This window comes from Salegentibacter tibetensis, from assembly GCF_020164485.1.
Taxonomy (GTDB): Bacteria; Bacteroidota; Bacteroidia; order Flavobacteriales; family Flavobacteriaceae; genus Salegentibacter; species Salegentibacter tibetensis.
The window spans coordinates 143,935-169,311 of record NZ_JAIQZA010000001.1 but is presented as its reverse complement, the minus strand read 5'-3'; the positions used below and the strand labels follow the sequence as shown (position 1 = coordinate 169,311).

At 38.8% G+C, this 25,377-nt stretch carries 22 protein-coding genes and 2 pseudogenes; 10 read left to right on the top strand and 14 right to left on the bottom strand.

Going from position 1 to position 25,377, the window contains the following annotated elements; translation table 11 throughout:
- Positions 1-21 precede the first annotated feature (21 nt).
- The 6 genes from LB467_RS00755 (at position 22) to LB467_RS00730 (ending at position 6,238) form a co-directional block, all read left to right on the top strand.
- Positions 22-684, top strand: a complete 663-nt coding sequence (locus LB467_RS00755) for a succinate dehydrogenase cytochrome b subunit (protein ID WP_224472120.1) — start codon at positions 22-24, stop codon at positions 682-684.
- 12 nt (positions 685-696) lie between these two features.
- A complete protein-coding gene (locus LB467_RS00750) occupies positions 697-2,700 on the top strand; it encodes a fumarate reductase/succinate dehydrogenase flavoprotein subunit (protein ID WP_224472119.1) in 2,004 nt (667 codons plus the stop codon).
- A gap of 68 nt (positions 2,701-2,768) precedes the next feature.
- Positions 2,769-3,515: a succinate dehydrogenase/fumarate reductase iron-sulfur subunit gene (locus LB467_RS00745; protein WP_224472118.1), complete on the top strand. Its 747-nt coding sequence runs from the start codon at positions 2,769-2,771 to the stop codon at positions 3,513-3,515.
- A gap of 82 nt (positions 3,516-3,597) precedes the next feature.
- Positions 3,598-4,752 carry a methionine aminotransferase gene (locus LB467_RS00740; protein ID WP_224472117.1) on the top strand — a complete coding sequence of 385 codons (1,155 nt, stop codon included), beginning with the start codon at positions 3,598-3,600 and terminating at the stop codon, positions 4,750-4,752.
- A gap of 50 nt (positions 4,753-4,802) precedes the next feature.
- A complete protein-coding gene (gene pdeM / locus LB467_RS00735) occupies positions 4,803-5,438 on the top strand; it encodes a ligase-associated DNA damage response endonuclease PdeM (protein ID WP_224472116.1) in 636 nt (211 codons plus the stop codon).
- Between the two features lie 2 nt (positions 5,439-5,440).
- The gene (locus LB467_RS00730; RefSeq protein WP_224472115.1) at positions 5,441-6,238 is read left to right on the top strand and encodes a tryptophan-rich sensory protein; all 798 of its coding nucleotides are present in this window, start codon (positions 5,441-5,443) and stop codon (positions 6,236-6,238) included.
- Positions 6,239-6,285: 47 nt separating this feature from the next.
- Here LB467_RS00730 and LB467_RS00725 read toward each other — a convergent pair whose 3' ends face one another.
- Positions 6,286-7,644, bottom strand: a complete 1,359-nt coding sequence (locus LB467_RS00725; protein WP_224472114.1) for a dihydrolipoyl dehydrogenase family protein — start codon at positions 7,642-7,644, stop codon at positions 6,286-6,288.
- A 139-nt stretch (positions 7,645-7,783) separates the two neighbouring features.
- Here LB467_RS00725 and LB467_RS00720 point away from each other — a divergent pair, with 139 nt between their 5' ends.
- The gene (locus LB467_RS00720) at positions 7,784-8,020 is read left to right on the top strand and encodes a hypothetical protein (RefSeq protein ID WP_224472113.1); all 237 of its coding nucleotides are present in this window, start codon (positions 7,784-7,786) and stop codon (positions 8,018-8,020) included.
- A 352-nt stretch (positions 8,021-8,372) separates the two neighbouring features.
- A complete protein-coding gene (gene mfd, locus LB467_RS00715) occupies positions 8,373-11,822 on the top strand; it encodes a transcription-repair coupling factor (RefSeq protein ID WP_224472112.1) in 3,450 nt (1,149 codons plus the stop codon).
- Positions 11,823-12,028: 206 nt separating this feature from the next.
- On the opposite strand, the gene LB467_RS00710 is transcribed toward mfd, so the two are convergent.
- Together LB467_RS00710 and LB467_RS00705 are read right to left on the bottom strand one after the other, a co-directional pair.
- Complete coding sequence (locus tag LB467_RS00710; RefSeq protein WP_224472111.1) at positions 12,029-12,829, bottom strand: NAD(P)H-binding protein; 801 nt, start codon at positions 12,827-12,829, stop codon at positions 12,029-12,031.
- Positions 12,830-13,066: 237 nt separating this feature from the next.
- Positions 13,067-15,382 (bottom strand): M28 family peptidase, encoded by a 2,316-nt coding sequence (locus LB467_RS00705; protein WP_224472110.1) that lies wholly within the window; start codon positions 15,380-15,382, stop codon positions 13,067-13,069.
- Between the two features lie 136 nt (positions 15,383-15,518).
- Between LB467_RS00705 and LB467_RS00700 the strand changes: the two genes are divergently transcribed.
- Complete coding sequence (locus tag LB467_RS00700) at positions 15,519-15,989, top strand: CBS domain-containing protein (RefSeq protein ID WP_224472109.1); 471 nt, start codon at positions 15,519-15,521, stop codon at positions 15,987-15,989.
- On the opposite strand, the gene LB467_RS00695 is transcribed toward LB467_RS00700, so the two are convergent.
- From LB467_RS00695 to LB467_RS00670, 6 genes and pseudogenes are all read right to left on the bottom strand, one after another.
- Positions 15,986-16,333, bottom strand: coding sequence for a hypothetical protein (locus tag LB467_RS00695; RefSeq protein WP_224472108.1), 348 nt, complete (start codon positions 16,331-16,333; stop codon positions 15,986-15,988). The genes LB467_RS00700 and LB467_RS00695 overlap by 4 nt on opposite strands.
- Before the next feature lie 168 nt (positions 16,334-16,501).
- Positions 16,502-16,886 (bottom strand): annotated as a pseudogene (locus tag LB467_RS00690) (DUF4174 domain-containing protein).
- A gap of 67 nt (positions 16,887-16,953) precedes the next feature.
- Complete coding sequence (locus LB467_RS00685) at positions 16,954-17,571, bottom strand: DEAD/DEAH box helicase (RefSeq protein ID WP_224472107.1); 618 nt, start codon at positions 17,569-17,571, stop codon at positions 16,954-16,956.
- Between the two features lie 144 nt (positions 17,572-17,715).
- On the bottom strand, positions 17,716-18,081 hold the full coding sequence (locus tag LB467_RS00680) for a cupin domain-containing protein (RefSeq protein ID WP_224472106.1): 366 nt from the start codon (positions 18,079-18,081) through the stop codon (positions 17,716-17,718).
- Between the two features lie 23 nt (positions 18,082-18,104).
- A complete protein-coding gene (locus LB467_RS00675) occupies positions 18,105-18,740 on the bottom strand; it encodes a hypothetical protein (protein WP_224472105.1) in 636 nt (211 codons plus the stop codon).
- Between the two features lie 131 nt (positions 18,741-18,871).
- Entirely contained in the window at positions 18,872-19,435 is a 564-nt protein-coding gene (locus LB467_RS00670; RefSeq protein WP_224472104.1) for a sugar O-acetyltransferase, read from the bottom strand.
- A gap of 185 nt (positions 19,436-19,620) precedes the next feature.
- On the opposite strand from LB467_RS00670, the gene LB467_RS00665 reads away from it, so the two are divergent.
- Positions 19,621-19,959: a single-stranded DNA-binding protein gene (locus tag LB467_RS00665; RefSeq protein WP_224472103.1), complete on the top strand. Its 339-nt coding sequence runs from the start codon at positions 19,621-19,623 to the stop codon at positions 19,957-19,959.
- Between the two features lie 127 nt (positions 19,960-20,086).
- Here the strand turns inward: LB467_RS00665 and LB467_RS19405 are convergent, their stop codons facing one another.
- The 5 genes and pseudogenes from LB467_RS19405 to LB467_RS00645 all read right to left on the bottom strand — a co-directional run bounded on the left by LB467_RS19405 (position 20,087) and on the right by LB467_RS00645 (position 25,360).
- Positions 20,087-21,712 carry a M16 family metallopeptidase gene (locus LB467_RS19405; protein ID WP_394371751.1) on the bottom strand — a complete coding sequence of 542 codons (1,626 nt, stop codon included), beginning with the start codon at positions 21,710-21,712 and terminating at the stop codon, positions 20,087-20,089.
- Between the two features lie 36 nt (positions 21,713-21,748).
- Positions 21,749-22,246: pseudogene (locus tag LB467_RS19400) on the bottom strand (M16 family metallopeptidase); the annotation flags it as partial.
- A gap of 21 nt (positions 22,247-22,267) precedes the next feature.
- On the bottom strand, positions 22,268-23,641 hold the full coding sequence (locus tag LB467_RS00655) for an IS110 family RNA-guided transposase (RefSeq protein WP_224472102.1): 1,374 nt from the start codon (positions 23,639-23,641) through the stop codon (positions 22,268-22,270).
- Positions 23,642-23,824: 183 nt separating this feature from the next.
- Positions 23,825-24,355, bottom strand: a complete 531-nt coding sequence (locus LB467_RS00650; protein ID WP_224472101.1) for a M16 family metallopeptidase — start codon at positions 24,353-24,355, stop codon at positions 23,825-23,827.
- Between the two features lie 102 nt (positions 24,356-24,457).
- Positions 24,458-25,360, bottom strand: a complete 903-nt coding sequence (locus LB467_RS00645; RefSeq protein ID WP_224472100.1) for a histone deacetylase family protein — start codon at positions 25,358-25,360, stop codon at positions 24,458-24,460.
- Positions 25,361-25,377 lie beyond the last annotated feature (17 nt).

The following is a 25,377-nucleotide window of genomic DNA, read 5'->3' as shown; positions in this document are numbered from 1 at the left end:
TTCTATAAAATAATCAAACCAATGGGTGGATTTCTAAATTCAACCATAGCAAGAAAAGTTGCTATGGCCTTATCGGGACTTTTTCTGGTCTTATTTTTAGCTCAGCATTTCAGTATCAATTTTATTTCAGTATTCAGTAAAGATCTGTTTAATGAAATTTCCCATTTTATGGGAACCAACTTTTTTGTGCAGGCTTTATTACAACCGGTTCTAATTTTTGGAGTGATTTTTCACTTTGTAATGGGTTTTATCCTGGAGGCGAAAAACCGTAGTGCAAGAAATATTAAATATGTAAAATTTAATGGAAATGAAAACTCCAGCTGGGTATCAAGGAATATGATTTATACCGGTCTTGTGGTTTTGGCTTTTTTAGCTTTACACTTCTATGATTTCTGGTTTCCGGAAATGATTCATAAATATATAGAGTCTCATCCCGAGGATGCTGCTCGTTATTATGACGAGTTGGTAGCGAAATTTCAAAGCCCGATTAGAACAATATTATATGTAGTCTCATTTGTATTTTTAGCCCTTCACCTTTATCATGGCTTTTCTTCCTCATTTCAATCTGTGGGATGGAGAAATAAGTACGCCAAAGGTCTTAGAGGATTTACTCAAGCTTATGCGATCATCATACCACTAGGATTTATTTTTATAGCCCTTTTTCACTATATTAATAACCTTTAATACGTAAGATTTATGTCAGTTTTAGATTCAAAAATACCTAAAGGGCCTCTAAAAGAAAAGTGGACCAATCATAAAAACAATATCAATCTTGTTAATCCTGCCAACAAACGTAATATAGACGTTATTGTAATAGGAACAGGACTTGCCGGAGGTAGTGCAGCTGCAACTCTTGCTGAATTAGGTTATAATGTAAAAACATTTTGCTACCAGGATTCTCCAAGACGTGCGCACTCTATCGCCGCACAGGGAGGGATTAACGCTTCAAAAAATTACCAGGGAGACGGCGATTCAGATTATCGTTTATTTTACGATACCGTAAAAGGTGGCGATTACCGTTCCCGCGAAGGAAATGTATATCGTTTAGCTGAAGTTTCGGGGAATATTATAGATCAATGTGTGGCACAGGGAGTTCCTTTTGCCCGTGAATATGGAGGTTATTTAGATAACCGTTCTTTTGGTGGGGTTTTAGTATCCCGTACTTTTTATGCTAAAGGACAAACCGGACAGCAGTTATTGCTTGGAGCTTATTCGGCAATGAACCGCCAGATTAACCGTGGGAAAATCAAACCTTACAACCGTCACGAAATGATGGATTTGGTTTTGGTAGATGGAAAAGCCCGTGGAATTATCGCCAGAAATATGATTACCGGTGAAATTGAACGCCACTCGGCTCACGCCGTGGTATTGGCTTCCGGTGGTTACGGTAATGTTTTCTTCCTTTCTACAAACGCGATGGGAAGTAATGTAACTGCTGCCTGGAGAGCTCACCGTAGAGGTGCATATTTTGCCAACCCTTGCTATACACAGATTCACCCAACCTGTATTCCGGTTTCTGGAGATCATCAGTCTAAACTTACGTTGATGTCTGAATCCCTTCGGAATGATGGACGAATCTGGGTGCCAAAGAGAAAAGAAGACGCCGAAGCAATCAGAAGTGGCAAGAAAAAACCAACTCAACTTGCAGAAGAAGACAGGGATTATTACCTGGAACGTCGTTATCCTGCTTTTGGTAACCTGGTGCCACGTGATGTGGCTTCCAGAGCTGCTAAAGAGCGTTGTGATGCAGGTTTTGGAGTAAATAAAACAGGACAGGCAGTTTACCTGGATTTCTCTGACGCGATTGAGCGCTACGGAAAAGAAAAAGCTTTTACCGCCGGCAATAAAGATGCTTCAAAGGAAGAAATTATAAAATTAGGGAAAGAAGTAGTAGCTGCTAAATACGGAAACCTTTTCGATATGTATCAGAAGATCGTAGATCAGAACCCGTATGAAACCCCAATGATGATATATCCTGCCGTTCACTACACAATGGGTGGACTTTGGGTAGATTATAATTTACAGACTACTATTCCAGGTTGTTACGCAGCCGGAGAAGCTAACTTCTCAGATCACGGTGCTAACAGGCTTGGAGCTTCCGCATTAATGCAGGGCTTGGCAGATGGTTATTTTGTACTGCCTTACACTATTGGTAATTATTTATCAGATGATATTCGTACCGGTGCAATTTCTACAGATTCTCCTGAATTTGAAGAAACTGAAAATGCGGTGAAAGAGCGAATGGATAAATTGATGAATGCCAATGGAAGCAAATCGGTTGATTCCTATCACAAGGAATTAGGACTGATTATGTGGAACAAATGCGGAATGGCCCGTAATGCAGAAGGATTAAAAGAGGCAATTGAAGAAATTGCAGCTTTAAGAGAAGATTTTTGGAAGAACGTAAAAGTTCCCGGGACCGCAACCTCCAAAAATGCCGAGCTTGAAAAAGCAGGTAGGGTAGCAGATTTCCTTGAACTGGGAGAGTTATTCGCTAAAGATGCTTTACATAGAAATGAATCTTGTGGAGGGCATTTTAGAGAAGAATACCAAACCGAAGAAGGGGAAGCCTTAAGGGACGATGAGAATTTTAGATATGTCGCCGCATGGGAACATAAAGGTAAACCTGCAGATGCTGTTCTTCACAAAGAAGAACTGGTATTTGAAAATATTGAATTGAAAACAAGAAGTTATAAATAGAATTGAGATTTTAGTATTGGGTATTAAGTGCTCAATACTAAATACTCACTACTCAATACTTTTAAGATATGAAGCTTAACTTAAAAATATGGCGTCAGGAAAATGCCACTGCTAAAGGAAAAATAGTAGATTATCCTGTAGACGGGATAGACGGGGATATGTCTTTTCTTGAAATGCTGGATATCCTTAACGAGCAGTTGGTAGAAAAGGGAGAAGATACCATTCAGTTTGATCACGATTGCCGTGAGGGAATTTGTGGTTCCTGTTCTTTGCAAATTAACGGTGAGCCTCACGGCCCCGATAAACTTATTGCTACTTGCCAGTTGCATATGCGTTCTTTTAAAGATGGCGATACCATTTATATAGAACCTTTCCGCGCAAAAGCATTTCCGGTTATAAAAGACCTTATTGTAGATCGTACTGCTTTTGACAGGATTCAGCAAGCCTGGGGATATGTTTCGGTAAATACTTCCGGAAATACCGTAGATGCGAATACCATTCCTGTTGAAAAGGAAAAAGCTGATGAGTCGTTTAACGCTGCAACCTGTATTGGTTGTGGAGCTTGTGTAGCGGCTTGTAAAAATGCAAGTGCTATGCTGTTTACTTCAGCTAAAGTTTCTCAGTATGCATTGCTTCCTCAAGGACGTGTAGAAGCTACCGAGCGAGTTAAAGCGATGGTTAGACAAATGGATGAAGAAGGATTTGGAAACTGTAGTAATACAGGAGCCTGTGAAATAGAATGTCCTAAAGGAATTTCTTTGGAGAATATCGCGCGTATGAACCGTGAATATCTTGCAGCCAGTGTAAAAGGATAAAACTTCCTTAAATACGAATAAATCAATCCCAAATTCTTTTTGAATTTGGGATTTTTTATGCAACTTATTTAAAAATAGAACAATGCCAGATTTCAACAACCTTCCTTCAAAACTGCCCGCCGGAAAAACGAGTATATTTTCTATAATGAGTGGGTTGGCAAGGAAACATGATGCTATAGATCTTTCTCAGGGTTTTCCGAATTTTGAAACCGACAATCATCTAAAAGAACTGGTTTGCGAAGCGATGAAAGATGGATACAACCAGTATCCCCCAATGAATGGCATTCCCGAATTAAGGGAACAAATAGTTGCAAAAATAGAAAACCTCTACGGCAAGAAATATAACGAAGCTTCTGAAATCATTTTTACGGCAGGTGCCACCCAGGCATTATATTGCGCGATAAGCGCGTTTGTTCATCCCGGCGATGAAGTTATTGTCTTTAAACCGGCTTACGATTCTTACGAACCCGATATTAAACTGGCCGGAGGGAAACCCGTTTTGATAGAATTAAAAGGGAAAGACTTTACAATTGACTGGCAGGAAGTGGAAGAAAAAATCACAGCCAAAACCAGGATGATTATTATAAATACACCGCATAACCCTACCGGAACCATCCTTTCGAAAAGCGATATGCAGCGGCTGGAAAAATTATTGAGCAATACTAATATTATTCTTTTGAGTGATGAGGTTTACGAGCATCTTATTTTTGATAATGAAGATCACCAGAGCGCTTCCAAATATCCCGGTTTAGCCGAAAGGGCGATCGTTTGTGCTTCCTTTGGGAAAACCTTTCACAATACCGGTTGGAAAATGGGTTATTGCATAGCTCCCGAAGTTTTAATGAAAGAAATCATAAAATTCCACCAGGCCACTGTCTTTTGTGTAAATCATCCTATGCAAAGAGCTTTTGCTGAATACCTAAAAAAACCTGAACATTACCTGCAACTCGGCGATTTTTATCAGGAGAAACGGGATAAATTTCTTGAGTTAATGGAAGGCTCAAATTTTAAGGGAACTCCTTCAAAAGGAACTTATTTCCAGGTGATGGACTATTCTGAAATCACGGATGAACACGATGTCGATTTCGCAAAAAGACTAATTACTGAATACGGCCTGGCTACGATTCCTGTGTCAGTATTTCATAAAGAAGGAAAAGACCACAAACAATTGCGTTTCTGCTTCGCTAAAACCGATGAGACCCTGGAAAAGGCAGCAGAGATTTTACATAAACTATAAAAACAAAAAAGACCTCACAGGTTTTTGAAACCTGTGAGGTCTTAAATTAGATGACGATAAACCTCCAAAACCAAACTTTTGAACTTCATCCTAGCGGTGCCGCTTTCTGGAAAGAAGAAGAAATCCTCTTAATTAGTGATGTACATTTAGGGAAGATTTCCCATTTCAGGAAATTTGGAAGCGCAGTGCCTCATAAAGCGATTAATGCTAATTTTCTTAGGCTGAGTGAAGTTGTAGGTAAATTTCAACCAAAGGCGGTCTGCTTTTTAGGCGATCTTTTTCATAGCGATCTAAATAGCGAATGGAAATTCTTTGAAAACTGGCTTGGTTTTGTAGAAGCCGAAGTAGTCTTAATCGCCGGAAACCACGATATAATTTCTCCTTTAAAATATGAGGAATTAGGCGTGAAAATTCATTCAGAATGGCAACTAAATGGGTTTTTACTCACCCATCATCCCGAAACCAGAGAAGGTTTTTTCAACCTTTGCGGTCATATCCACCCGGGTTACAGACTTAATGGAAAAGCAAGACAAAGCCTTAAATTACCGTGTTTTTTCCAAAGAAAAGATCAGTTGATATTTCCTGCTTTTGGAGAATTTACCGGGAATTTTATGATGAAATTAAATGAAGGGGAAAAAGCTTACGCGATTACTCAAAATGAAGTAATTTTAATAGAAAACAGCTAAAAATGGAAAAACGTCTTGCAGTCCTGAATTTTATCTCGGTGATTCTGATTATTGTAGTGAGTTATATTTCTCAAACCGGAATAATTAACGGCAATACCATGGGCAGCCTTAGCGCTGAATATTATAATTTATTCACCCCGGCAGGTTACGCTTTTGCAATTTGGGGCGTGATATTTCTTTCGCTTTTAGTCTTTTCAGCCTATCAGCTTTTCCAGGCATTTTCAGCAAAAAAGGATTTAGATTTCCTTGGCAAATCTGGTTTTTGGTTTTTAACCGCAAACCTGGCCAATGCCGCCTGGGTGTTTACGTGGTTGTATGAATACACCGGACTTTCAGTTTTACTGATGTTTTTAATCCTATTCTCCCTTATAAAAATAATCCTGAACACGAACATGGAACGTTGGGATGCGCCTTTAAAAATCCTTGCTTTTAGTTGGTGGCCTATTTGCCTTTATTCAGGATGGATTGCCGTGGCAACTATCGCCAATGTTTCGGCTTACCTTGCAAAAATTAACTGGACAGCGCCTTTCTTCGGGGAAGAGCTCTGGACGGTTATTATGATTGCCGTAGCCGTTTTCATAAATATCGCAATAATCTGGCGTAGAAACATGCGGGAGTTTGCCGCGGTTGGGGTTTGGGCTTTAATTGCAATTTATTTTAGGCATTTTGGAGAAATTCCGCTTATAACTTATTCTGCGTTAATTGGCGCTGTGGCCATATTTTCAAATATCATTTATCACGGTTGGTTGAATAAGGAAACAAATCCTATGACGAGACTTTTGAAGAAAAAGAAATCTTAAATATTACCGTTATCTTCCGTCTTTTGGAAGGGTCGGGGAGAGGCTTTTTAAACCATTCCCTTAATATCGCTTGCCCAGCTTGGGTAGGTAAAAATCATCTTTTTTAGAGTCCCACAATCAAGTTCCCCACACATCGCCATCACAAACATATTAATTATTTCTGAAGCTTCCGGTCCTACCAGGTGCGCGCCAATGACCAGTCCGGTTTTTTTGTCCACCAGGGTTTTATAGGCGTAGATCTTTTCATTAATATGTTTGGCGTTAAACCAATCTGGAACAAATTTATGTTCTAGCGTATAATCGTAGCCTTGTTCTTTAGCTTCTTTTTCAGAAAGTCCTACGGAAGCTAATTTAGGCAATGTGAAAACAGCTGTAGGCTGCGGCGGATAGTGTGCTTTTTTGGGTTCTTTTTTACTGAGTAAATTTGCTGAAACTACTTTAGCTTCCTGGGAAGAAAGCGGAGTTAATGGCAAACCTTCACTGTTGGAAACATCGCCACAGGCATATACATTTTTATTGGTGGTATTTTGCAGAAATTCGTTCACGGTAATTCCTTTTTTAGAAAAAGCCACCTTTCCTTTTTCGAGGTCTAAATCTTCAATAGACGGAACTCTTCCGGCAGAATTAAAAATCATTTCAGCTTTAGCCGAAACTTCTTTTCCATTCTGGTTTGCCTTTACCCGAAAATTTTTCTGAAGTTTTTCAATTTCATTTACTTCAGCATTAAAAATAAATTTGATTCCCAGCTCCTCTTCAGAAACCTGCTGGATATATTTTACCATATCTTCATCGAAATTGAATAACGGGCGGGGTGTATAATCTATCATCGTTACTTTAACTCCAAAACGGGCAGCGATATGGGCAAACTCCATCCCTATATAACCGGCGCCAATGAAAATCATCGTTTCCGGTAATTCTTCTAACTCAAGGAAATCTTCACTAAAGAGAGCGTGTTCTTCGCCCGGTATTTTTAACGGCATAGGTTTGTGACCGGTCGCGATCACGATCTTATCGGCAGTTATTGTTTTACCTTCTACAGAAAGGGTGTTTTTATCTAAAAATTTTGGAGATTGATGATACATTTTAATATCAAGATCGGCAAGGTCTTTCTCGGTAGCTGCGGGAATAGCATCTACAAAAGTTTCTTTAAAAGTTATAAGATCGCTCCAGTTTGCTTCAGGCATTTTGGTGATACCTTTTCCCTGCATTTTCGTAGCCTGGTCTAAAATTTCAGTAAAACCCGTCAATACTTTTTTGGGATCACAACCCCGGTTTGGGCAGGTGCCGCCATATTCCCGATTATCGGCAATGGCTACTTTTAAACCTCCCTGCGCACAATCTTTGGCCACCCCTTTTCCGGCGGTGCCGGTGCCTATTACAAATACATCAAAATGCTCAAATGCCATAATTATAATTTCTTATAGCAAATTAGCCATCTGTGGGCGTTTTAGCTGTTATGGAAATGGTAAATCTTAAAAATGAAAGTATAGCTGAGCGTTCAAAAATTTAAAATTTGTAAATTTATAAGACTAACTATAGATAATTATGGAAGCGGTAGAACTCAAAAAAACGGTGCTGAAATATGTAGATGAAGCAGATGAGCGTCTTTTGGAAATGATGCTTTCACTTGTCGAGAATTACGAGGATAAATCATCTTCAGTTCTTACCGAAGCAGATTATCAGGAAATGGATCAGCGAAGAATGGATCATTTAAATGATAAAAGCGAGTCCTATTCCTGGGAGGAAGTTCAGCAAAAAGCTAAAAATGCATTAAAAGGATGACATTTGAACTTATAATAAAAGAAGAAGCCCAGTTAGAGATAATTGAAGCTTTTATTTATTATGAGGGAAAAAAGAAGGCTTGGGCGAGTCATTTTTAGATCATCTAGATTCTTATTTTAAATGGATAAAGAACTATCCATTTCATTTTTCAGAGATGAGAAAACCATATAGGGAGGCCGTAATTAAACGCTTTCCGTATCTCATTATCTATGAAGTTTTGGAGAATGAGGTAATTGTTTACTCCGTATTTAATACCTGGCGAAATCCTTCAAAGAAAAATAGTTAAACCAACTAACGTTAAATAATTGTTGGGGAGTTGCGGGGCAAAATTTCTGCAATTATCTTTGCGCCAATGAGTAAAACTATTATCGCCCAAAGCTTTGCACAATCCCCGCAACAGCAGGAATTGAGGGACTCCCTTGTCTCTTCTGAAAAAAATCGTACTAAAATCCAACTGAAAGGCCTTATTGGTTCTTCGTTTTCTTTTGTTGCTGCCAATGCATTTAAAGAAGCCGAAAAACCCTTTTTGCTGATTTTTAATGATAAAGAAGAAGCCGCCTATTATTTAAATGATTTGGAACAATTGGTGGGGGAAAAAAATGTGCTTTTTTATCCCGGAAGTTACCGCCGTCCTTATCAAATTGAGGAAACCGATAATGCCAACGTACTATTACGGGCCGAGGTTTTAAATCGAATTAATTCCCGTAAAAAACCGGCGATAATCGTCACCTATCCCGATGCTTTATTTGAAAAAGTTGTTACACGTAAAGAACTGGACAGAAGTACGCTGAAAATCTCTGTGGAAGATGAACTTTCTATAGATTTTGTGAACGAAGTACTGTTTGAATATAAATTCAAGCGGGTAGATTTTGTAACCGAACCGGGGGAATTCTCAGTTCGTGGTGGGATCATAGATGTTTTTTCCTTTAGTAACGACGAGCCTTATCGAATCGAGTTTTTTGGTGATGAGGTGGACAGCATTAGGAGTTTCGATGTGGAAACCCAGCTTTCTACAGATAAAGTGAAGAAAATTTCGGTGATGCCGAATGTTGAAAACAAACATTTGGATGAAATAAGAGACAGTTTTCTAAGATATATTTCAGAAAAAACGGTGGTTTTTGTAAAAAACCTCGATTTGCTCACTGCGCAGGCCGATAAGCTTTTCAGTAAAGCAGAAGAAGCTTTTAAGAAACTTTCGGAAGAGGTTAAACACAGCGAACCCAATGAGTTGTTTTGTAACGGCCAGTTGATTAAAGAGCAGCTCGAGCTTTTTTCAGTAGTTGAATGGAGCAACCAATCTTACTTTCGTCTTCCTGAATTTATTTCAGGATCTAAGTCGAATGAGACCCTGAAACAAGTTCAGGGTGACGGTGGGGTAAAACTTATAGAATTCCAAACCAAACCACAGCCTTCATTCAATAAGCAATTCGATTTACTAATCGATAATTTAATTGAAAATCAGGAGAACGGGTATACCAATTATATTTTCTGTGTTAGCGAACAACAGGCCAAGCGTTTCCACGATATTTTTGACGACCAGGAGCAGAAAGTAAAATACCAAACTATAACTTTAGCCCTTTTTCAGGGGTTTATAGATGAAACGGGTAAGAATGTTTGTTACACCGATCACCAGATTTTTGAGCGCTATCATAAATTTCATCTCAAAAACGGTTACGCCAAGAAACAGGCGATTACGCTAAAGGAACTTACCAACCTGGAAGTCGGCGATTACGTAACCCATATTGACCATGGAATTGGAAAATTTGGCGGCCTTCAGAAAATTGATGTGGAAGGTAAGATGCAGGAAGCCATTAAACTTTTCTATGGTGAACGGGATATTTTGTATCTCAGCATACATTCGCTGCATAAAATTTCGAAATACAACGGAAAAGACGGAAAAGAACCCAAGATGTTTAAATTGGGCAGCAACGCCTGGAAAAAACTAAAGCAAAAAACCAAGGCCCGCGTTAAGCATATTGCCTACAATTTAATTGAACTTTATGCCAAACGCCGCCTGCAAAAAGGTTTTGCTTTTGGTCCTGATTCTTATTTACAGCACGAGCTGGAAGCTTCTTTTATATATGAAGACACACCAGATCAAAGTACCGCAACCCAGGCAGTAAAAGAAGATATGGAAAACGAGCGCCCAATGGACCGTTTGGTTTGTGGGGATGTTGGTTTCGGGAAAACCGAGGTTGCGATTCGGGCTGCTTTTAAGGCGGTAGATAATGGAAAACAGGTCGCGGTCTTAGTGCCAACCACCATTTTGGCTTTTCAGCATCACCAAACTTTTTCTGAACGTTTAAAAGATTTTCCGGTTACGGTGGATTATTTAAACAGGTTTAGGACTGCAAAAGAACGCCGCGAAACCCTGGCCGATTTAGAGAGTGGAAAAGTTGATATTGTTATTGGTACGCACCAGTTGGTGAATAAAGCGGTGAAATTTAAAGACCTGGGCCTGCTGATTGTAGACGAGGAGCAAAAATTTGGGGTTTCGGTAAAAGATAAGCTCAAAACCATAAAAGAAAATGTAGATACGCTCACGCTCACGGCAACGCCTATTCCACGAACGCTTCAGTTTAGTTTAATGGCCGCGCGAGATTTGTCTACCATTACCACACCGCCACCAAACCGTTATCCAATAGAAACGAATGTGATCCGTTTTTCCGAAGAAACAATTCGGGATGCGGTTTCTTATGAAATTCAACGTGGAGGGCAGGTTTTCTTTATTCATAACAGAATTGAAAATATTAAGGAAGTCGCCGGTATGATTCAGCGTGTGGTTCCAGATGCAAAAATAGGTGTGGGGCACGGCCAGATGGAAGGTAAGAAACTGGAAAAACTGATGCTGAGTTTTATTAACGGCGAATTTGATGTGCTTGTTTCTACTACGATCGTAGAAAGCGGGCTCGATGTGACCAACGCGAACACCATTTTTATCAATAATGCGAATAATTTCGGAGTGTCCGATTTGCACCAAATGCGGGGTAGAGTAGGCCGAAGTAATAAAAAAGCGTTTTGCTACTTTATAACGCCGCCATATTCCGTAATGACCGAAGATGCACGAAAGCGAATTAGCGCCCTTGAGCAATTTTCTGAACTGGGAAGCGGAATAAATATCGCGATGAAAGATCTGGAAATTCGTGGTGCTGGAGATTTACTGGGCGGCGAACAAAGTGGGTTTATAAATGAAATAGGTTTTGATACTTATCAGAAAATTCTGAATGAAGCTATTGAGGAATTAAAGGAAAACGAATTCCAGGAACTGTATAGCGAATCTGAAAATATTGAAGACAAGACTTTCGTAAAGGATACGCAAATTGATACCGATTTTGAGATCTTATTCCCCGATGATTATATCAATAGTATTACTGAAAGGTTGAACCTTTATACGCAGCTGAATAAAATTACTTCGGAAGAGGAATTGCAGAAATTTGAAACCGAACTTGTAGACCGTTTTGGGGAATTGCCAACTCAGGCTGTAGATTTATTGAATAGCGTGAGGATAAAATGGATCGCGGCGGGTATAGGTTTAGAGAAAATTATTTTAAAGCAAGGTAAATTAATAGGCTATTTCATAGCTGATCAGCAATCCAGGTTTTACCAAACCAATACGTTTACCAAAGTGCTGCAATACGTGCAAACGCATAGGCACAAATGCACGATGAAGGAAAAGAAAACCCGGAACGGTTTGCGTTTGCTACTAACTTTTGAAAAAATTAATTCAATTGAAATTGCTTTACAGGTTTTAGAGCCATTGGATTTTAGGATGAAGGAAGAAGAAGTCGAAAAAGCTTCATAAAAGCTTCCCTATTTAAGGGTGGCCGTTAGGCCGGGGTGGTTGAACGCTTCCGTCATTCCTTCAGAATACCACCTTCCTTCCTTGAGAAGGTAAGGAGCTTGAATATATTAGACCTCACAGGTTTTCAAAACCTGTGAGGTCTTTTTTGTATTACGTCATTCTGTCCCGAATGCTTTCGGAATCGTTTCAGAATCTAAGCTGTTAGATTAAATCGCTTCTTCAAATTCATACCCCAAAACCTCCTTTAAATTCATGGAACTTATCTTTTTTCCTTTAGAAACCCCATTTTGGTCAAATTCAGGGAGGTTTAAGTTCATTTCTTTTGCGGTTTTGGTATAGTAAGCTTCTTTGGTTGTATGATCGGGATAAGCGGCGTTAAAGACTTTATTCCAGGCTTCTTTTTTTATGATCTGGTATATAATTTCAATACAATCTTTTTGCTGAATTAGATTAACCGGGGCCTTAGGGTTTTTAATTCCGGTTTTGTTGGCAAGGTATTTTACCGGATGCCTCCCCGGGCCAATTAACCCGCCAAACCTGATAACAGCAGTTTGAAAATGTTCATTATTCAGCAGCATTTTTTCTGAGGAAATAATTTGTTTGGCTGCTTCAATAGTACTGTTAGCTTCGTTCTCTTCGGTATATTCCGGGAAACCTTCTTCGTCTTTATAAACTGAAGTAGAACTCACAAAAATCACTTTTTCAATTGGGGATTTTTCTATATAATCCATAATCCTGCCTATTTTTCCTACGAAATCGGCTTCAGGATCGCTACGCAATCCCGGCGGGATATCGATAATCAGAATTTCAGAATGGGCCAGGAAAGAAGTGAGATCGCCCTGAACTCCTTCCGTAAAAATTTTAATCTGGTATGGTGTAATTCCGGCATCGCGCAATTGCTGCATTTTTTCCCGACTGGTTACAGAGCCTTTTACTGTATGTTTTTCCGCCAGCTTTTTTGCCAAAGGCAATCCCAACCAACCGGTTCCTAATATTGATATGTTCATAGTTAATATTCCTGTGGGAGGTTATCTAAAAGCTTATTAGAAAGTCATCCTGAATTCATTTCAGGATCTAACTCTATTAAAATTAATATTATGTTAGAAGCTGAAATAAATACAGCTTGACGAAACCAGGAAACTTTATAGACTACCGTTTATTAATGATTTAAATAAAAATATTCATGTATTCGTGGCAAAAAAACCAAACAGATTCACACTCTACCAAAGCTACAAAACCAAAACCTACTCTGGGCTTATGGTTTTCTTAAATATTACAGCATCGTTGAGAACAAAAGGTCTCGGAATCATTGTTTCTGGTCTTGGCGGTACATTTAAGGCCTTGTTTTTCAGCAAATCATAGCTCGATTCATAAATGGTGAATTCAGGTTTTTTATCGTTTTTTAAACTGAATTCCAATCTTAGCGTATCCCGATTGGAAACGTGGTAAGTCAGCAGCCTTTCGTGCCAACGCCGGGTGTGAATATGAAATTTATTTTGTCCAAGATAAAGGCTATCGGCTATTTTATTATTGATTTTAAACGTTTCAAAATCGATATTCCGGTGTGCGAAAAGCTCAATTCGGTTAATATTCCGATTGGGCGCGATCTTAAGAAGATAGGAGTTTATAGTTTCAGAAGAATCTGTTTTCTTCCAAATAATAGAGGGCTCTTTCAGATCGATTTTTGGCGCATTGGTTTTCCAGGTAAATCGGGATCCATATTTACTGCTAAGGGTATTGCCTTCAGAAGGTGCAATAAGTGGTTCTTCACCAAAATACTTTTTAGTCCATTCATCGGGCATTTTGTCGTAGGAATACCAATTAGTGGTATTATTATCAGCATCGACTAAATATACCAGGGAGTTCGGTTTGGGGCGATCCTCAGTAAAATCGGCCTTAAAATGCGCGGTAATAAGAAGGATGTTAAACACTAAAAAGAAGAAAACCGCAATTTTTTTATTGCTTTTGAAATAGGCAAAAACAGGTAACAAAAGCTGAAACAACAGAACAGTTAGCAAAGCTGAAACAAATAAGCTTTTTAAGCCTAAAGCTACCGGAAACATTTTAATAAACAGCGCTAAAATAAAAACTGCCGGCAGTCCTAAAAATGCCATAAGTAACGTATTAGGTGCTTTTTGCCTTATCATTATTAAAAGCTGAAAAAGCGCAAAATATCCCGGAATAATAAAATAGGCCGCGCCTTTTAAAAAGAATGCAAGCAAACCGCATAGCAGAAACCAGAAAAATAATGGAACAACAAATAGGTTGGCTTTGTTTTCAATATGTCTAAAGCGATGATAAGTGAAAAATGAAATCAATAAACTCAGGGAGATAAACGCTGCGATATAGTAATACCCGTTATAGGTGAAGCCTTGCTCCATCTCAGAATATTCCGGGTAGCTGAATAAGAGGAATTTCCATAGAAAAAAAACTAATAAACCGGAAAAAGCTAAACTCACCACGAACGGAATAATGCTTTTTAGAACAGGCTTTAGCTGAAGTCGGTTTTGGGTAAATCCGTAGCCCAGGATTATTATATATAGGATAAAAGCGATAATAAGCATCGGGAAAATCCAGGAAAACGGATAGCTAATTATTTCCCCGCCGGGAATATTAAAAAACAATACTTCTTCTTCAGCTTTAACTTTGGTTAAATCGGCATCCTTAAAATAATCAAGCAGTGGCATTAAATAACTGCCTTGGTGCGCAAGGGTCTCTTTATCCAGATTCTCAGGGGTATCGGTAGCGGTGTGATAATCAAAATGATCGTCTATAAATGCAAAATTATACCCGGGAATATCGCCTTGTTCGCGTAAAACCGTAAGGTCGGTATCATTGGGTAGCATTTTGTAAACGCTATAAAAAAGCGAATTTGTAACAGGAAATTCAGGATTTGCTTCTTTAAAGGAATTAATGAGTCCGGCGTTTCCGGAATTTGTTTCCAAAAACATTAAGGAATTGCCGTCGCTGCCGCGTGCTTCAAAATTTAGCGCAAGTTTTGCGTCTTTTGCCCAGGGATGGTCTTTTATAAAAAGCTCGGCACCGTTTAAGCCGAGTTCTTCGGCATCGGTAAATAAAATGATGATATCGTTCTTGTACTCTTTATTATCAGCTAAAAAAGCACGAATTCCTTCTAAAATTGTACCCACTCCGCTGCCTGCGTCACTGGCACCGTGAGAAGAATGCGGATTACTGTCGTAATGCGTCATAATTACAATGGCTTCGCCGCTTCCGTTTCCTTCTAAACGCGCCAAAATATTTTGGGGGCGAACCAGGGTTCCGTTTTTGGTGAGGCTGTAATCTTCGTGAGTTTGAGCCTGTAATCCCATTTCCTGCAGCTCACCAACTATATAATTTCTTACCCGGCTATGCGCTTCAGTACCTACATAATGTGGTTTCTGTGCAATCGCTTCAACATGTTTAAAAGCACGTTGGGTAGAAAAAGTGGTTTCAGGCGCGTCTTCGGTTTCAATAGTTTTTGGCTGACTGCTGTAAAAGCTGAACCAAACAGCAACAGCAATAAAAATAAGTGAGAAAAAGCGAGGTATATTTTTCAACATAATTCAGAAAAAAACAAAAGGTTTACAGGATTTAAAGATACTTAAGATTTTAAGGAATGGTATTACCAGGCGACCTGCTTTCAGGATAATTAAATTTTTCCTATATTTAAGTAATTAGGAATCAAAAATTTAGGGTATGGGTATTAAAAGTTTTCAGGGAAAAAGGGCGGCGCCAGAAAAGCCAAAAAGCGATCCAATGTTGGTTAGGGATTATATGAGCACCTCGCTTGTTACCTTTAAAGAACACGAGAATATTATGGATGTTGCTGAAAAACTCACCAAAAATAAGATTTCGGGTGGGTGTGTGGTAGACGATCATAATAAATTGTTAGGTATAATTTCTGAAGGGGATTGTATGAAACAAATTTCAGATAGTCGCTATTATAATATGCCTTTGGAGGATGCTACGGTGGGAAAACGAATGACCTGTAATGTAGATACTATAGATGGCAATATGAACGTGATGGATGCCGCGAAACTCTTTATTGAAAAGCGTTTTAGGCGATTTCCAATTGTAGAGCACGGAAAACTTATAGGACAAATTAGCCAGAGCGATGTTTTACGGGCCGCGGTTCGTTTAAAAAGCAACAACTGGCATATTGGTTAATTGCGTTTTACCAAAGCGTAAATCCCATTTTCTAAAGGAAGATATCCCTGATCGTATACAAAATAATAGACCTTACCTGTTTTAGTAGTATAAATGCTGGTATGGTATTCAAAGTTAAAACCACGGGCTAGTAATTTATTTTTACTAATCGTGGTTTTTTCGTTTGGATTGAATTCTTCCAAAATCCGGTAATTTTTGCGAAGCAGGTTATTTACATTTCTAACCAGGTTTTTCCTGTCTTTGTTGAGGTTATTGTGATGTGCATTACGGCAGTAATCGCTGCAGAATTTTTTATCTACACGACCAACAATTTTTTCGCCACATTCCAAACAGGATTTTTCCATTCTACTCGATAATCGAGATTTAGATACTCCAGGACTTACCTCGAAATTGATTCTTATTATTTATAACACCTTGCGAGCTTGTTTTAGGGCCGTTTGCTTGTTTTCACAATAAATATAAAGAAAATCCTGAATAATTGTTGAAATTCAGGTTTTTATACTGTTTTGAAGTTATCTGTTTTTCCGCATTTCTGCTTGCCGCATCGGCATCCTGTCTATGATATTCAAAAGTTTTTCGGCGGAAAGCACTTCATTTTGAACCAGTTTTTCCCGGCCATCCAAGCCAATAAGAGTAACTCGAAATTCATTTTTTTTCAGCTTTATGTTTTTTATACAGTTCGGCAGAATTTTTCCAGATTTTATTCTGAAAACCGGTATTATATTTTTCGGGGAGGATTCTGTAAATAACCAGTTTTCGATCTTTTAGTCCTTTTTGGTGTTTCTGGAGTTCCGTAAGTTGCTGCTGAAGTTTTTCGTTGTTTTCATCTTCAGCAACAATCAAAATCAGGCGGTCTTTCCATCGGTGCTTAGAAAGGTCTTGCGCATTTAAACTCATAGCACTTAAGAGGATTAGTAGAAAAAGACTTGCAGATTTTAGCATAGTCTAAATTACGAAAAATCCCCTATACCTTTAATCTTAGCATTTCAGCCCGGCTCATAAATGAATCTTTTAGACGCTCAATTTTTGGGTTCATCGTAGAAGCAAAAACCAGGTATTGGCACTTGGTAATATGCTGCGGTATCCTAATCAAATCGTTATAATCACTATTTTTGGTTAGAAATTCAGCGTCTTCTACGGCAAGGATCTTCAACTGACTCACATTAATCCCGGTAATTTTGAAAAGTTTGAATAACTTCTTTGGCGTAGCGATTACGATATCTACCCCATCGTAAATTTCATTTTTTTGTTTTTCTATATCGGGAGCATCGAAGGCGCTAAAGATTCGCAAATCCATATACCTTGTGAATCTATTGAATTCTTCTTCTAGGGCCAGCGCGGCTTCTTTGTCCTGTACAAAAATAAGTGCACGGGGAGCATCTTCAAAAGCAGCACTTTCCAATTTTTGAATTGTGCTTATTACCAGCGCTGTAGTTTTCCCTGTTCCTTCGGGAGCCACTATAAAAAGGTCTCTTCCGCTTTTTATTTTGGGTAAAATTTGTTTCTGAAAAGGAAGTGGTGTTTCAATTTCCAGTCTTTCCAGGGCTTCTTTAAGCGAAGCATTTAGTTTCTTAAACGACATAAAATTTATTTTAGAGCAATTAATTTTCAATCTTTCAACAAAAAACCAAAAGCTTCTGAAGTTTACAAAGATAGTTTTCCCAATAATTAAAGTGCTAAAAACATATTATTGCTTTTAGACAATTTGATCAATAAGTTTGAACCATTAAATCCAGTCTGGATTTTCAATAGTCAACTTATCTTTTACCTCACCGGTATGTTTGGTAGTGGCGGGTTCAAAAAGTAAGATCCAGGCCTCTTCTGGAGCTACAGGGTTGTGCTCAACTCCTCTGGGAACGATATACATTTCGCCTTCACTTAGACTTATCGTTTTATCACGAAATTCAATATTCAGTTTCCCTTTAATAACAAGGAACATTTCATCTTCATCTTTATGATCGTGCCAGACAAATTCACCTTTTAATTTTGCTAATTTAACCTGTTGCCCATTTAGTTCACCAATAATTTTGGGTGTCCAATGTTCATTAAAAAGCTTGAATTTATCTTTTAAGTTTACTTTTTCTAAGTTCATAGTTTCTAAATTAAAAATTACAATTAGCTTTTAGTGAGTTGGGATATTTTAGCTTCAATTGGGAAACCTTTGATGCCTTCTTTGGTCTTTAAGTAAGTTTCAATTTCAGCATCGGTCATATTATAAGTTTCTTTTAAACCTTCAATAATTATTTTCAGGTAAAATGCGTGGGGCGGGTTAATTTCATCTTTTAAATAATCTTCATTAGTGAAACTGAAAATAGGATAGTCTTCATCTTCGCCCAGGTAGATAATTTTCCCGTACCAGGAATTGTTTTTCATGTCCAGGCTGCGGTTTTTAATTACCTGCTCAAGATCGATATCAAAATCGCCTTCAAATTTTATCTCCTGTTGCACCAGGTCCACAAATTGTTGTTGGGCGATGAGGTACATTCTGCCCAGGGTTTTGGTGTTTTTATCAAAATCAGATTTTATAAATCCGGCGCCACCGCCACTCCAGGTTTTGGAGGATTTAGCAAAATAAAGTTCGCCGTTAATAGTGATTCCTTTAGATTTTTCGGGCAGGGTTTTGTTGGTACACCCCGGATAAACGCGTTTTGCATTTGCCGGCCGGCCACCACCAATATAACAACTAAAGCGTTCTTTTAATAAATTGGAGCCGTAACAGGCATACCAGACTTTGGGTTCTTCTTGTGGCATCTTTTTTCTACAAGAAAAGCTTTCTTACAGAGAATAGCAACCTCTAAAGCCGGTGATTTTTCTGCTAAAAAGGTCTATAAAATGTATTATTAAAAATAACTTCTCAGTATTTCGCGACGTTTTTTATTGTCCTAATAGGTATTTTCTAAAGGTTTAATGATTTTAGCTGGATTTCCACCAACCAAAACATTTGGTGGAACATCCTTTACCACCACCGTACCCGCAGCAACAACGCTTCCATCGCCAATACTAACCCCCGGACAAATAATGGCTCCACCGCCTATCCAAACGCTGTTGCCGATTGTTACCGGTTTACCATATTCTAAGAGGGAATTTCTCGTTTTAGCATTTAGAGGATGTGTTGCGGTATAAATGTGGACGTTAGGCGCTAGAAATACATTATTACCAATTTTGACTTCTACAACGTCTAAAATACAGCAATTAAAATTCATAAAAACCTGATCGCCCATTTTTATATTATAACCATAATCGCAATAAAACGGTGGCTCTATCCAAAGTCCCTTTCCGGCTTTTCCAAACAGGGAATAAAAAAGTTCAGTTCTTTCATCTGCTTTTTCTTCACCCAGCTTATTTGCCTTTTGAAATATTAGTCTGGCGTTATGCCGGTCATTGGCGATTTCTTTTTCTGAACCCAGGTATAATTGCCCGGAGAGCATTTTCTCTTTTTCGGTCATTTTAAGTGCTTATAAAGTTGAAGTTAATATTACAAAATTTTTAAGTGGAGTTAACTATTTCCAAACGTTTACAAACGCCTATAAACGTAAACAAATAATTCCCAACCGATTACTGCTGAATTTCCGTTCTATGTTTGTCCTGTTGAAATGAACTAACGATTTTCAGCTTTTTAAATTAATACGTTATGAGCACTATTAGAAACAAAGTACAATTGATCGGGAATGTTGGAAGAGAGCCTGAGATCGTAAACCTGGACTCTGGTAAAAAACTGGCTAAATTTTCGGTAGCCACCAATGAAAGTTACAAAAATGGCAACGGCGAACGCGTAACCGATACCCAATGGCATAACATCGTAGCCTGGGGAAAGACCGCAGAGTTGGTGGAGAAATATGTAAATAAAGGCAAAGAAGTTGGGGTAGAAGGGAAACTTACCAGCCGCAGCTGGGATGATAAAGACGGGACTAAACGTTATATAACCGAAGTTGTTTGCAATGAGTTACTGTTAATGGGAAGTAAGAGTTAGGCCTATGGTCTATAAGAAGAAAATCAATAAAGAAGTGGCTGTTTGAGAAAAAGTAATTTCGTCAAGCTGTCCCGAAGCTTCGGAACAGGATGAGGATTATAAAACTTCTCAAACAGCCTCTTTTAAATTAATCTTTTAATTCAACTTGTTGGTTTTCTATAGAAGATGATAAGCGGTTGCCATCGGCGTCGATTTCTATAATTTGATCAAAGCCAATTTCATTAAGATTTTCTTCAATTTTGGCTTTATCGCCAACAATAAACCAGTTCACATTTTCAGGTTTTACCACGGTATTACTTACATCGTGCAATTCATCCAGGCTCAGGTTTCGCACATTGCTATCGTATTCCTGATAATAATTATCTGGCAGATTATATTTTACCAGATTTCTTAGCGAACTGTTTACCGCGGCATTGGTTTCCCATTGTCCCGGAAGCCCAAGGATTTGATTGGTTTTTACTTTTTCAAGCTCTTCCCTGGTTGCCGGCCTTGATGTAACGAAATCGGCTAGTTCCTTTCTAAGCTCCGTAACCGATTCAGCTGATTTATCGGTTTGTACCGGGGCGTAAACAATAAATGGTCTTTCCTGTTTAGCTCCCATAACAAAACCTCCGGCGCCATAAGCCCAGTGCTTATCTTCGCGTAAATTCATATTGATTCGGGATGTGAACTCCCCTCCAAGGATGTTTACCATTTGTTCTACAGCAATTTCTGAAAGAGCTCCATATTTTTCGGTAAGGTGACCTGCGATGATTACAGATTGTTGAGATTCCGGTCGGTCTATTAAATATAAAGTATTTTTAGTCCCGGTTTCTGGCTTTTTAAAACTTACCTGTGGTACATCACCCTTTTTCCAGTTGCTGAGGCTTTTTTCAAGTTTACTTTGAAGTTCGTCCATTTCCACATCCCCGGTAACCACTAATGTTGCGTTATTTGGTTTGAGGCAGGATTGATAAAAGTTTACCACCTCGTCACGAATCAAACTTTCAACGGTATTTTCATAACCGGTGCCGGTATACGGATTGCTATATGGGTGGCCTTCACCATAAAGGTATTTGTTGATCACCCTAAGTGCCATACCTATAGGTTGCGATTTTTCCCTTTTTATACTATTTAGTTGTTCCGTTTTTAAGCGTTGAAATTCATTTTCAGGGAAAGCAGGGTTTTGAATTACCTCGGCAAACAGATCCAGACTTTCGTCCAAACTCGGCTTTAAAGTTCGCATACTAACGCTGGAAATATCCTGATCAGAACTGGTATATAAATCTGCTCCAAGCATTTGTAACTTTTCACTAATTTGAAGTGCGTTTAAGTTATCAGTGCCTTCATCAAGTAAACTCATCGCAAGTGAAGCAGTTCCCGGTTTTGCTAGAATATCGGTTTTGTAGCCGGCATCAAACATTAGATCCATCACAATTGTAGGAACACCCTCTCTTTTAGCCAGAAGGATATTCATTCCGTTTGAAAGGGTTGCTCGTTGTAAATCTGGAAATTTACTGCTTTTTGTTGGTCCCAATTCCGGTAGCTTAGATCGGTCTACCGTAGACTCAGTAGTGGTATATTCCGGAAAAGGATTGGCAACTAAAATATGTTTTCCCTGGGTTAACCACTTTTGGGCAGTAGCTTTAAGATCTTCAGGAGTGGCTTCTTCGGCATATTTTAAAACAGTTTGGTAATATGCGGGATCGCCAAAATAAGTTTCGTTTGAAGCCAGGATGTCTGAAACCCCTCCAAAACCGCCAATACGTTCCAACCCTTTTATAAAGTTGGCAAAATACTCGGCTTTTATCCGTTTCAATTCTGCTTCAGTGGGCCCGTTTTTAATTAGGTCTTCAATTTCTGTGAGTAAAGTTTCTTTTACTTTTTCAACTTCTGCTTCAGGCTTTAAATTTGCCATTGCAATAAAACGGCTGGCAATTTCACCCGAGGCCTGATAAGCCGAAATATAACTGGCTGTTTGATCTTCATAAACCAGTTTCTTGTATAGTCGGGAGTTTTTTCCACTACTTAAAATTGCGGCAAGTAGATCAAAATGAATGTCTTCCCGATCACCAAATTGCGGAGTATTCCAGGCAAATAAAACCCGACTTTCGGGAACACGATCTTCATATACCTGGTAAGTGTCATTGTTTTTTACGGGAATATTTACCTCCTGTCGCTCTATAGTTGGCCCGGAAGGAATATCCCCAAAATATTTTAAAACTTTTTCATAAGCCTCATCGGGAGTGATGTCTCCGGCTATGGCTATAACCGCATTTGCGGCACCGTAATACGATTTAAACCATTCGTGAACATTCTGACTAACGTTTTATAAGTTGTTGATTATCAAGCTATTTTTAAAGCCAATATCTTCATTAGTCAAACCGAATTTATCGATTTGTTTTCTAATACGCTTTACCAAATCCAGCTTTCTTTTCTGATCCAGAAATAAGTAACCTTCAGGATTTATATAAGGCACACCTTTGACAATCATATTCCAAATAATCACTGCCAATTTACGAGCCGTGGCACTTATAGCCGATACGCGTCCTTTCCTAAAATTTACTCTGTGAAAGAAATCTCTTAAAGGAGTAGATTCTTTTAAATTCCCTATTGCATTGGCTGCATTTCGCAGGGCAATTTTTAGCCTGTTGCTGCCTTTGGGTACTTTACTTGAAAGTACCTTGCCGCCACTTACTTTATTATTTGGAGCCAGACGTAGCCAGCTTGCAAAGTGTTTAGCAGTTGGAAATTTCCTAATCCCTTCAATGCCTACTTCGCTCATTAAAGCCAATACAGTGGAATAACTCATCCCTTCAATGGCCAGCAAATCTGTGCCCTCAAACATCTGGTAAGACTTTAGATTTAAGTCGATGTCTTTAGGAGTGTTTTTGTTTATTCTTTTATGGGGCTTGGGTTCTATATAATGCTGTCTCTTATTATCATCTGTACCAATGATCTCTTCCAGCATTTTTGCAATTTCTTTGTCACACTGTCCTATTTTTAGTTGTAGATGGTCGTAGGTTTCTAACTCCTGTCCCAAGGCAAACAAATAATCTTTTCTTCCATTGGATTGTAAAGCACTCACTATTTCTTCTTCGCTTTTGCGACAATTCCCATGGCGCAGTGAAGCAAGCTTTTGGGGATTAGTTTCTCCATTACAAATTGCACGGATGATCAGTAAGCCTGTAAGTCCGCAAATATCTTTTACTACCACATCCAAGCGAAAATTAAGTAATCTAAGATACTTTTGCATTTTCTTGGACGTAGACGCGGCAGCATGTAAAAGATTGGACCTGTGCCTGCAGTAAGTGCGTAATTGTTCAGTTTTACCATCGGGAAGAAAACTACCGGTAAGCAGTCCTAACGTATGTAATTTTTGAATCCACTGACAGTCCATTACATCACTTTTTTTTCCTTTGATATTCTTAGTGAATTTTCCATTACAAAGAATTACATGAAAACCCCTGGCAATAAGCACAGCATAAAGATTTTGCCAGTAAGTTCCCGTACTTTCCATGGCGACAGTTTTGATGTGTCTTTCTTCCAACCAATCAGCCATGGTAAAAAGATCCTGATTAAAAACACCGAACTCCCGAACATCCTGTTCGGATTGGCCAATGGCCACCCAATGAGAACGGCTTCCAATGTCAATTCCCGCAGCATTGGGATTGACAATTTCCATTGAAATAGATGCTTCCATAATTATATAAATTTTAAAGTAGCTCTAAGGAAATGTGCTTTTGGCAAGAAAATATTCTGATCGGGGTTCCTGACAGATCAGGACCGCCACTGGAGTCATCGCAAACATCTCAACCAGGATTGCGCTCGTGCTTCCCAAGGGAGCAACAGTTGAAAAATCGGCCTTGCAAAGAGCTTCTCTAATTTATGAAAAAGATAAATGCGCACCGTTAGCTTGGGGAGTTAATGGTGTGGTATAGGAGGGATTCTGAACAACACCACGTTGTTCGTCAAGCAAATCCTGGTCTACGGCTCCAAGCATGTGCCCCATTCGGTCTGATTCCAGAAAAAGCACCTGGTCTAAGGCCGAAACTGGTACATTTTGAAAATAATTGGTGCGATCCTGATTGGTTGTTCCGTTTACATCGGTCCCGCCAATTCTTTCAATAGCCTGAAAGTAATCGTCGTTAAAGTTCTCACTACCGTTAAACATTAAATGTTCAAAAAGATGGGCAAAACCACTTTTTCCCGGTTTTTCATTTTTTGAGCCAACATGGTACCAAACGTTTACCGCTACGATCGGTGCTTTATGGTCTTCGTGCACCAGTAGTTTTAGACCGTTCGGTAATTCAAAGCGTTCAAAATCAATATTAATGTTATCGACTTTAAAATTCTGAGCAAAATAAGTCTGTACCGGAAATACAAGCAGACATACGAGGAAAGCTAATTTCTTCATGATGAATAATTTTAAGATGAATAAATGAATAATAGGGTGAGGCCCAATAAATATAATAATTTAATCTTCTGGTGCTCAGTTTTCTATAAAATTTTATAGGGGCTAAAAGTAAATTTCCTTAGCCAACCGGTAGGTATTAGCGTGGGCTTCAATAATAACCCTTATTTCTTTGGAATAACCACCACCCATACTGCATTGCACCGGAATATTTAGATCGTGACAGGTTTGTAAAACGAACCTGTCCCTTTCTTTACAGCCGTTTACCGAACAGGAAAGTCGGCCGAGTTTATCGGTTTCTAAAATATCCACGCCGCTTAAGTAAAAGATAAAATCGGGTTTTTGCTCTTTGATTAAACCGGGCAAGGTGTCTTTTAACAATTTAAGATATTCAGCATCACCACTTCCATCGGGGACTTCAATATCGAGATCTGATTCTTCTTTTTTAAAGGGATAATTTCCTTTCCCGTGCATTGAAAAAGTAAAAATCGATGGATCATTCTGAAAGATTTCTGCCGTACCGTTGCCCTGGTGAACGTCCAGGTCTATGATAAGTATCCTTTTCGCCAAATTTTCCTGCTGAAGATACCTGGCGGCAATCGCCTGATCATTAAGTAAACAAAATGCTTCTGCGCGGTTTGTATAAGCGTGATGTGTACCTCCTGCAATATTAAAAGAAATCCCATTTTCCAGGGAATAATGAACGGCTTTCATCGTACCATCGGCAATGATCATTTCCCTCTTCACAAGCGCTGCCGAAAGTGGGAATCCACTTTTACGAATTTCTTTTTTACTGAGTTTTAAATCACGTAATCGTTTAAAATAATCGGTTTCGTGAACATTTAGGATATATTTTTCATCAGGAAATTCGGGTTCAAAAAAATTAGCGTCGCTACAAGTACCTTCGTGAATTAATTGGCGGGGCAACAATTCATATTTTTCCATCGGGAAACGGTGGCCTTCCGGTAAGGGATGTTTATAGATGGGGTGATAGGCTATTTTTAGCATTATTATCCAAAAAAACT

Coding starts and splice junctions, on each gene's coding strand:
- LB467_RS00725 (WP_224472114.1), bottom strand. CDS start 7,644: ATGGCATTTGAGCATTTTGATGTATTTGTAATAGGCACCGGCACCGCC.
- mfd (WP_224472112.1), top strand. CDS start 8,373: ATGAGTAAAACTATTATCGCCCAAAGCTTTGCACAATCCCCGCAACAG.
- LB467_RS00755 (WP_224472120.1), top strand. CDS start 22: ATGGGTGGATTTCTAAATTCAACCATAGCAAGAAAAGTTGCTATGGCC.
- LB467_RS00720 (WP_224472113.1), top strand. CDS start 7,784: ATGGAAGCGGTAGAACTCAAAAAAACGGTGCTGAAATATGTAGATGAA.
- LB467_RS00740 (WP_224472117.1), top strand. CDS start 3,598: ATGCCAGATTTCAACAACCTTCCTTCAAAACTGCCCGCCGGAAAAACG.
- LB467_RS00700 (WP_224472109.1), top strand. CDS start 15,519: ATGGGTATTAAAAGTTTTCAGGGAAAAAGGGCGGCGCCAGAAAAGCCA.
- LB467_RS00685 (WP_224472107.1), bottom strand. CDS start 17,571: ATGTCGTTTAAGAAACTAAATGCTTCGCTTAAAGAAGCCCTGGAAAGA.
- LB467_RS00675 (WP_224472105.1), bottom strand. CDS start 18,740: ATGCCACAAGAAGAACCCAAAGTCTGGTATGCCTGTTACGGCTCCAAT.
- LB467_RS00655 (WP_224472102.1), bottom strand. CDS start 23,641: ATGGAAGCATCTATTTCAATGGAAATTGTCAATCCCAATGCTGCGGGA.
- pdeM (WP_224472116.1), top strand. CDS start 4,803: ATGACGATAAACCTCCAAAACCAAACTTTTGAACTTCATCCTAGCGGT.
- LB467_RS00645 (WP_224472100.1), bottom strand. CDS start 25,360: ATGCTAAAAATAGCCTATCACCCCATCTATAAACATCCCTTACCGGAA.
- LB467_RS00705 (WP_224472110.1), bottom strand. CDS start 15,382: ATGTTGAAAAATATACCTCGCTTTTTCTCACTTATTTTTATTGCTGTT.
- LB467_RS00670 (WP_224472104.1), bottom strand. CDS start 19,435: ATGACCGAAAAAGAGAAAATGCTCTCCGGGCAATTATACCTGGGTTCA.
- LB467_RS00695 (WP_224472108.1), bottom strand. CDS start 16,333: ATGGAAAAATCCTGTTTGGAATGTGGCGAAAAAATTGTTGGTCGTGTA.
- LB467_RS00750 (WP_224472119.1), top strand. CDS start 697: ATGTCAGTTTTAGATTCAAAAATACCTAAAGGGCCTCTAAAAGAAAAG.
- LB467_RS00730 (WP_224472115.1), top strand. CDS start 5,441: ATGGAAAAACGTCTTGCAGTCCTGAATTTTATCTCGGTGATTCTGATT.
- LB467_RS00680 (WP_224472106.1), bottom strand. CDS start 18,081: ATGAACTTAGAAAAAGTAAACTTAAAAGATAAATTCAAGCTTTTTAAT.
- LB467_RS00665 (WP_224472103.1), top strand. CDS start 19,621: ATGAGCACTATTAGAAACAAAGTACAATTGATCGGGAATGTTGGAAGA.
- LB467_RS00650 (WP_224472101.1), bottom strand. CDS start 24,355: ATGAAGAAATTAGCTTTCCTCGTATGTCTGCTTGTATTTCCGGTACAG.
- LB467_RS00745 (WP_224472118.1), top strand. CDS start 2,769: ATGAAGCTTAACTTAAAAATATGGCGTCAGGAAAATGCCACTGCTAAA.
- LB467_RS00710 (WP_224472111.1), bottom strand. CDS start 12,829: ATGAACATATCAATATTAGGAACCGGTTGGTTGGGATTGCCTTTGGCA.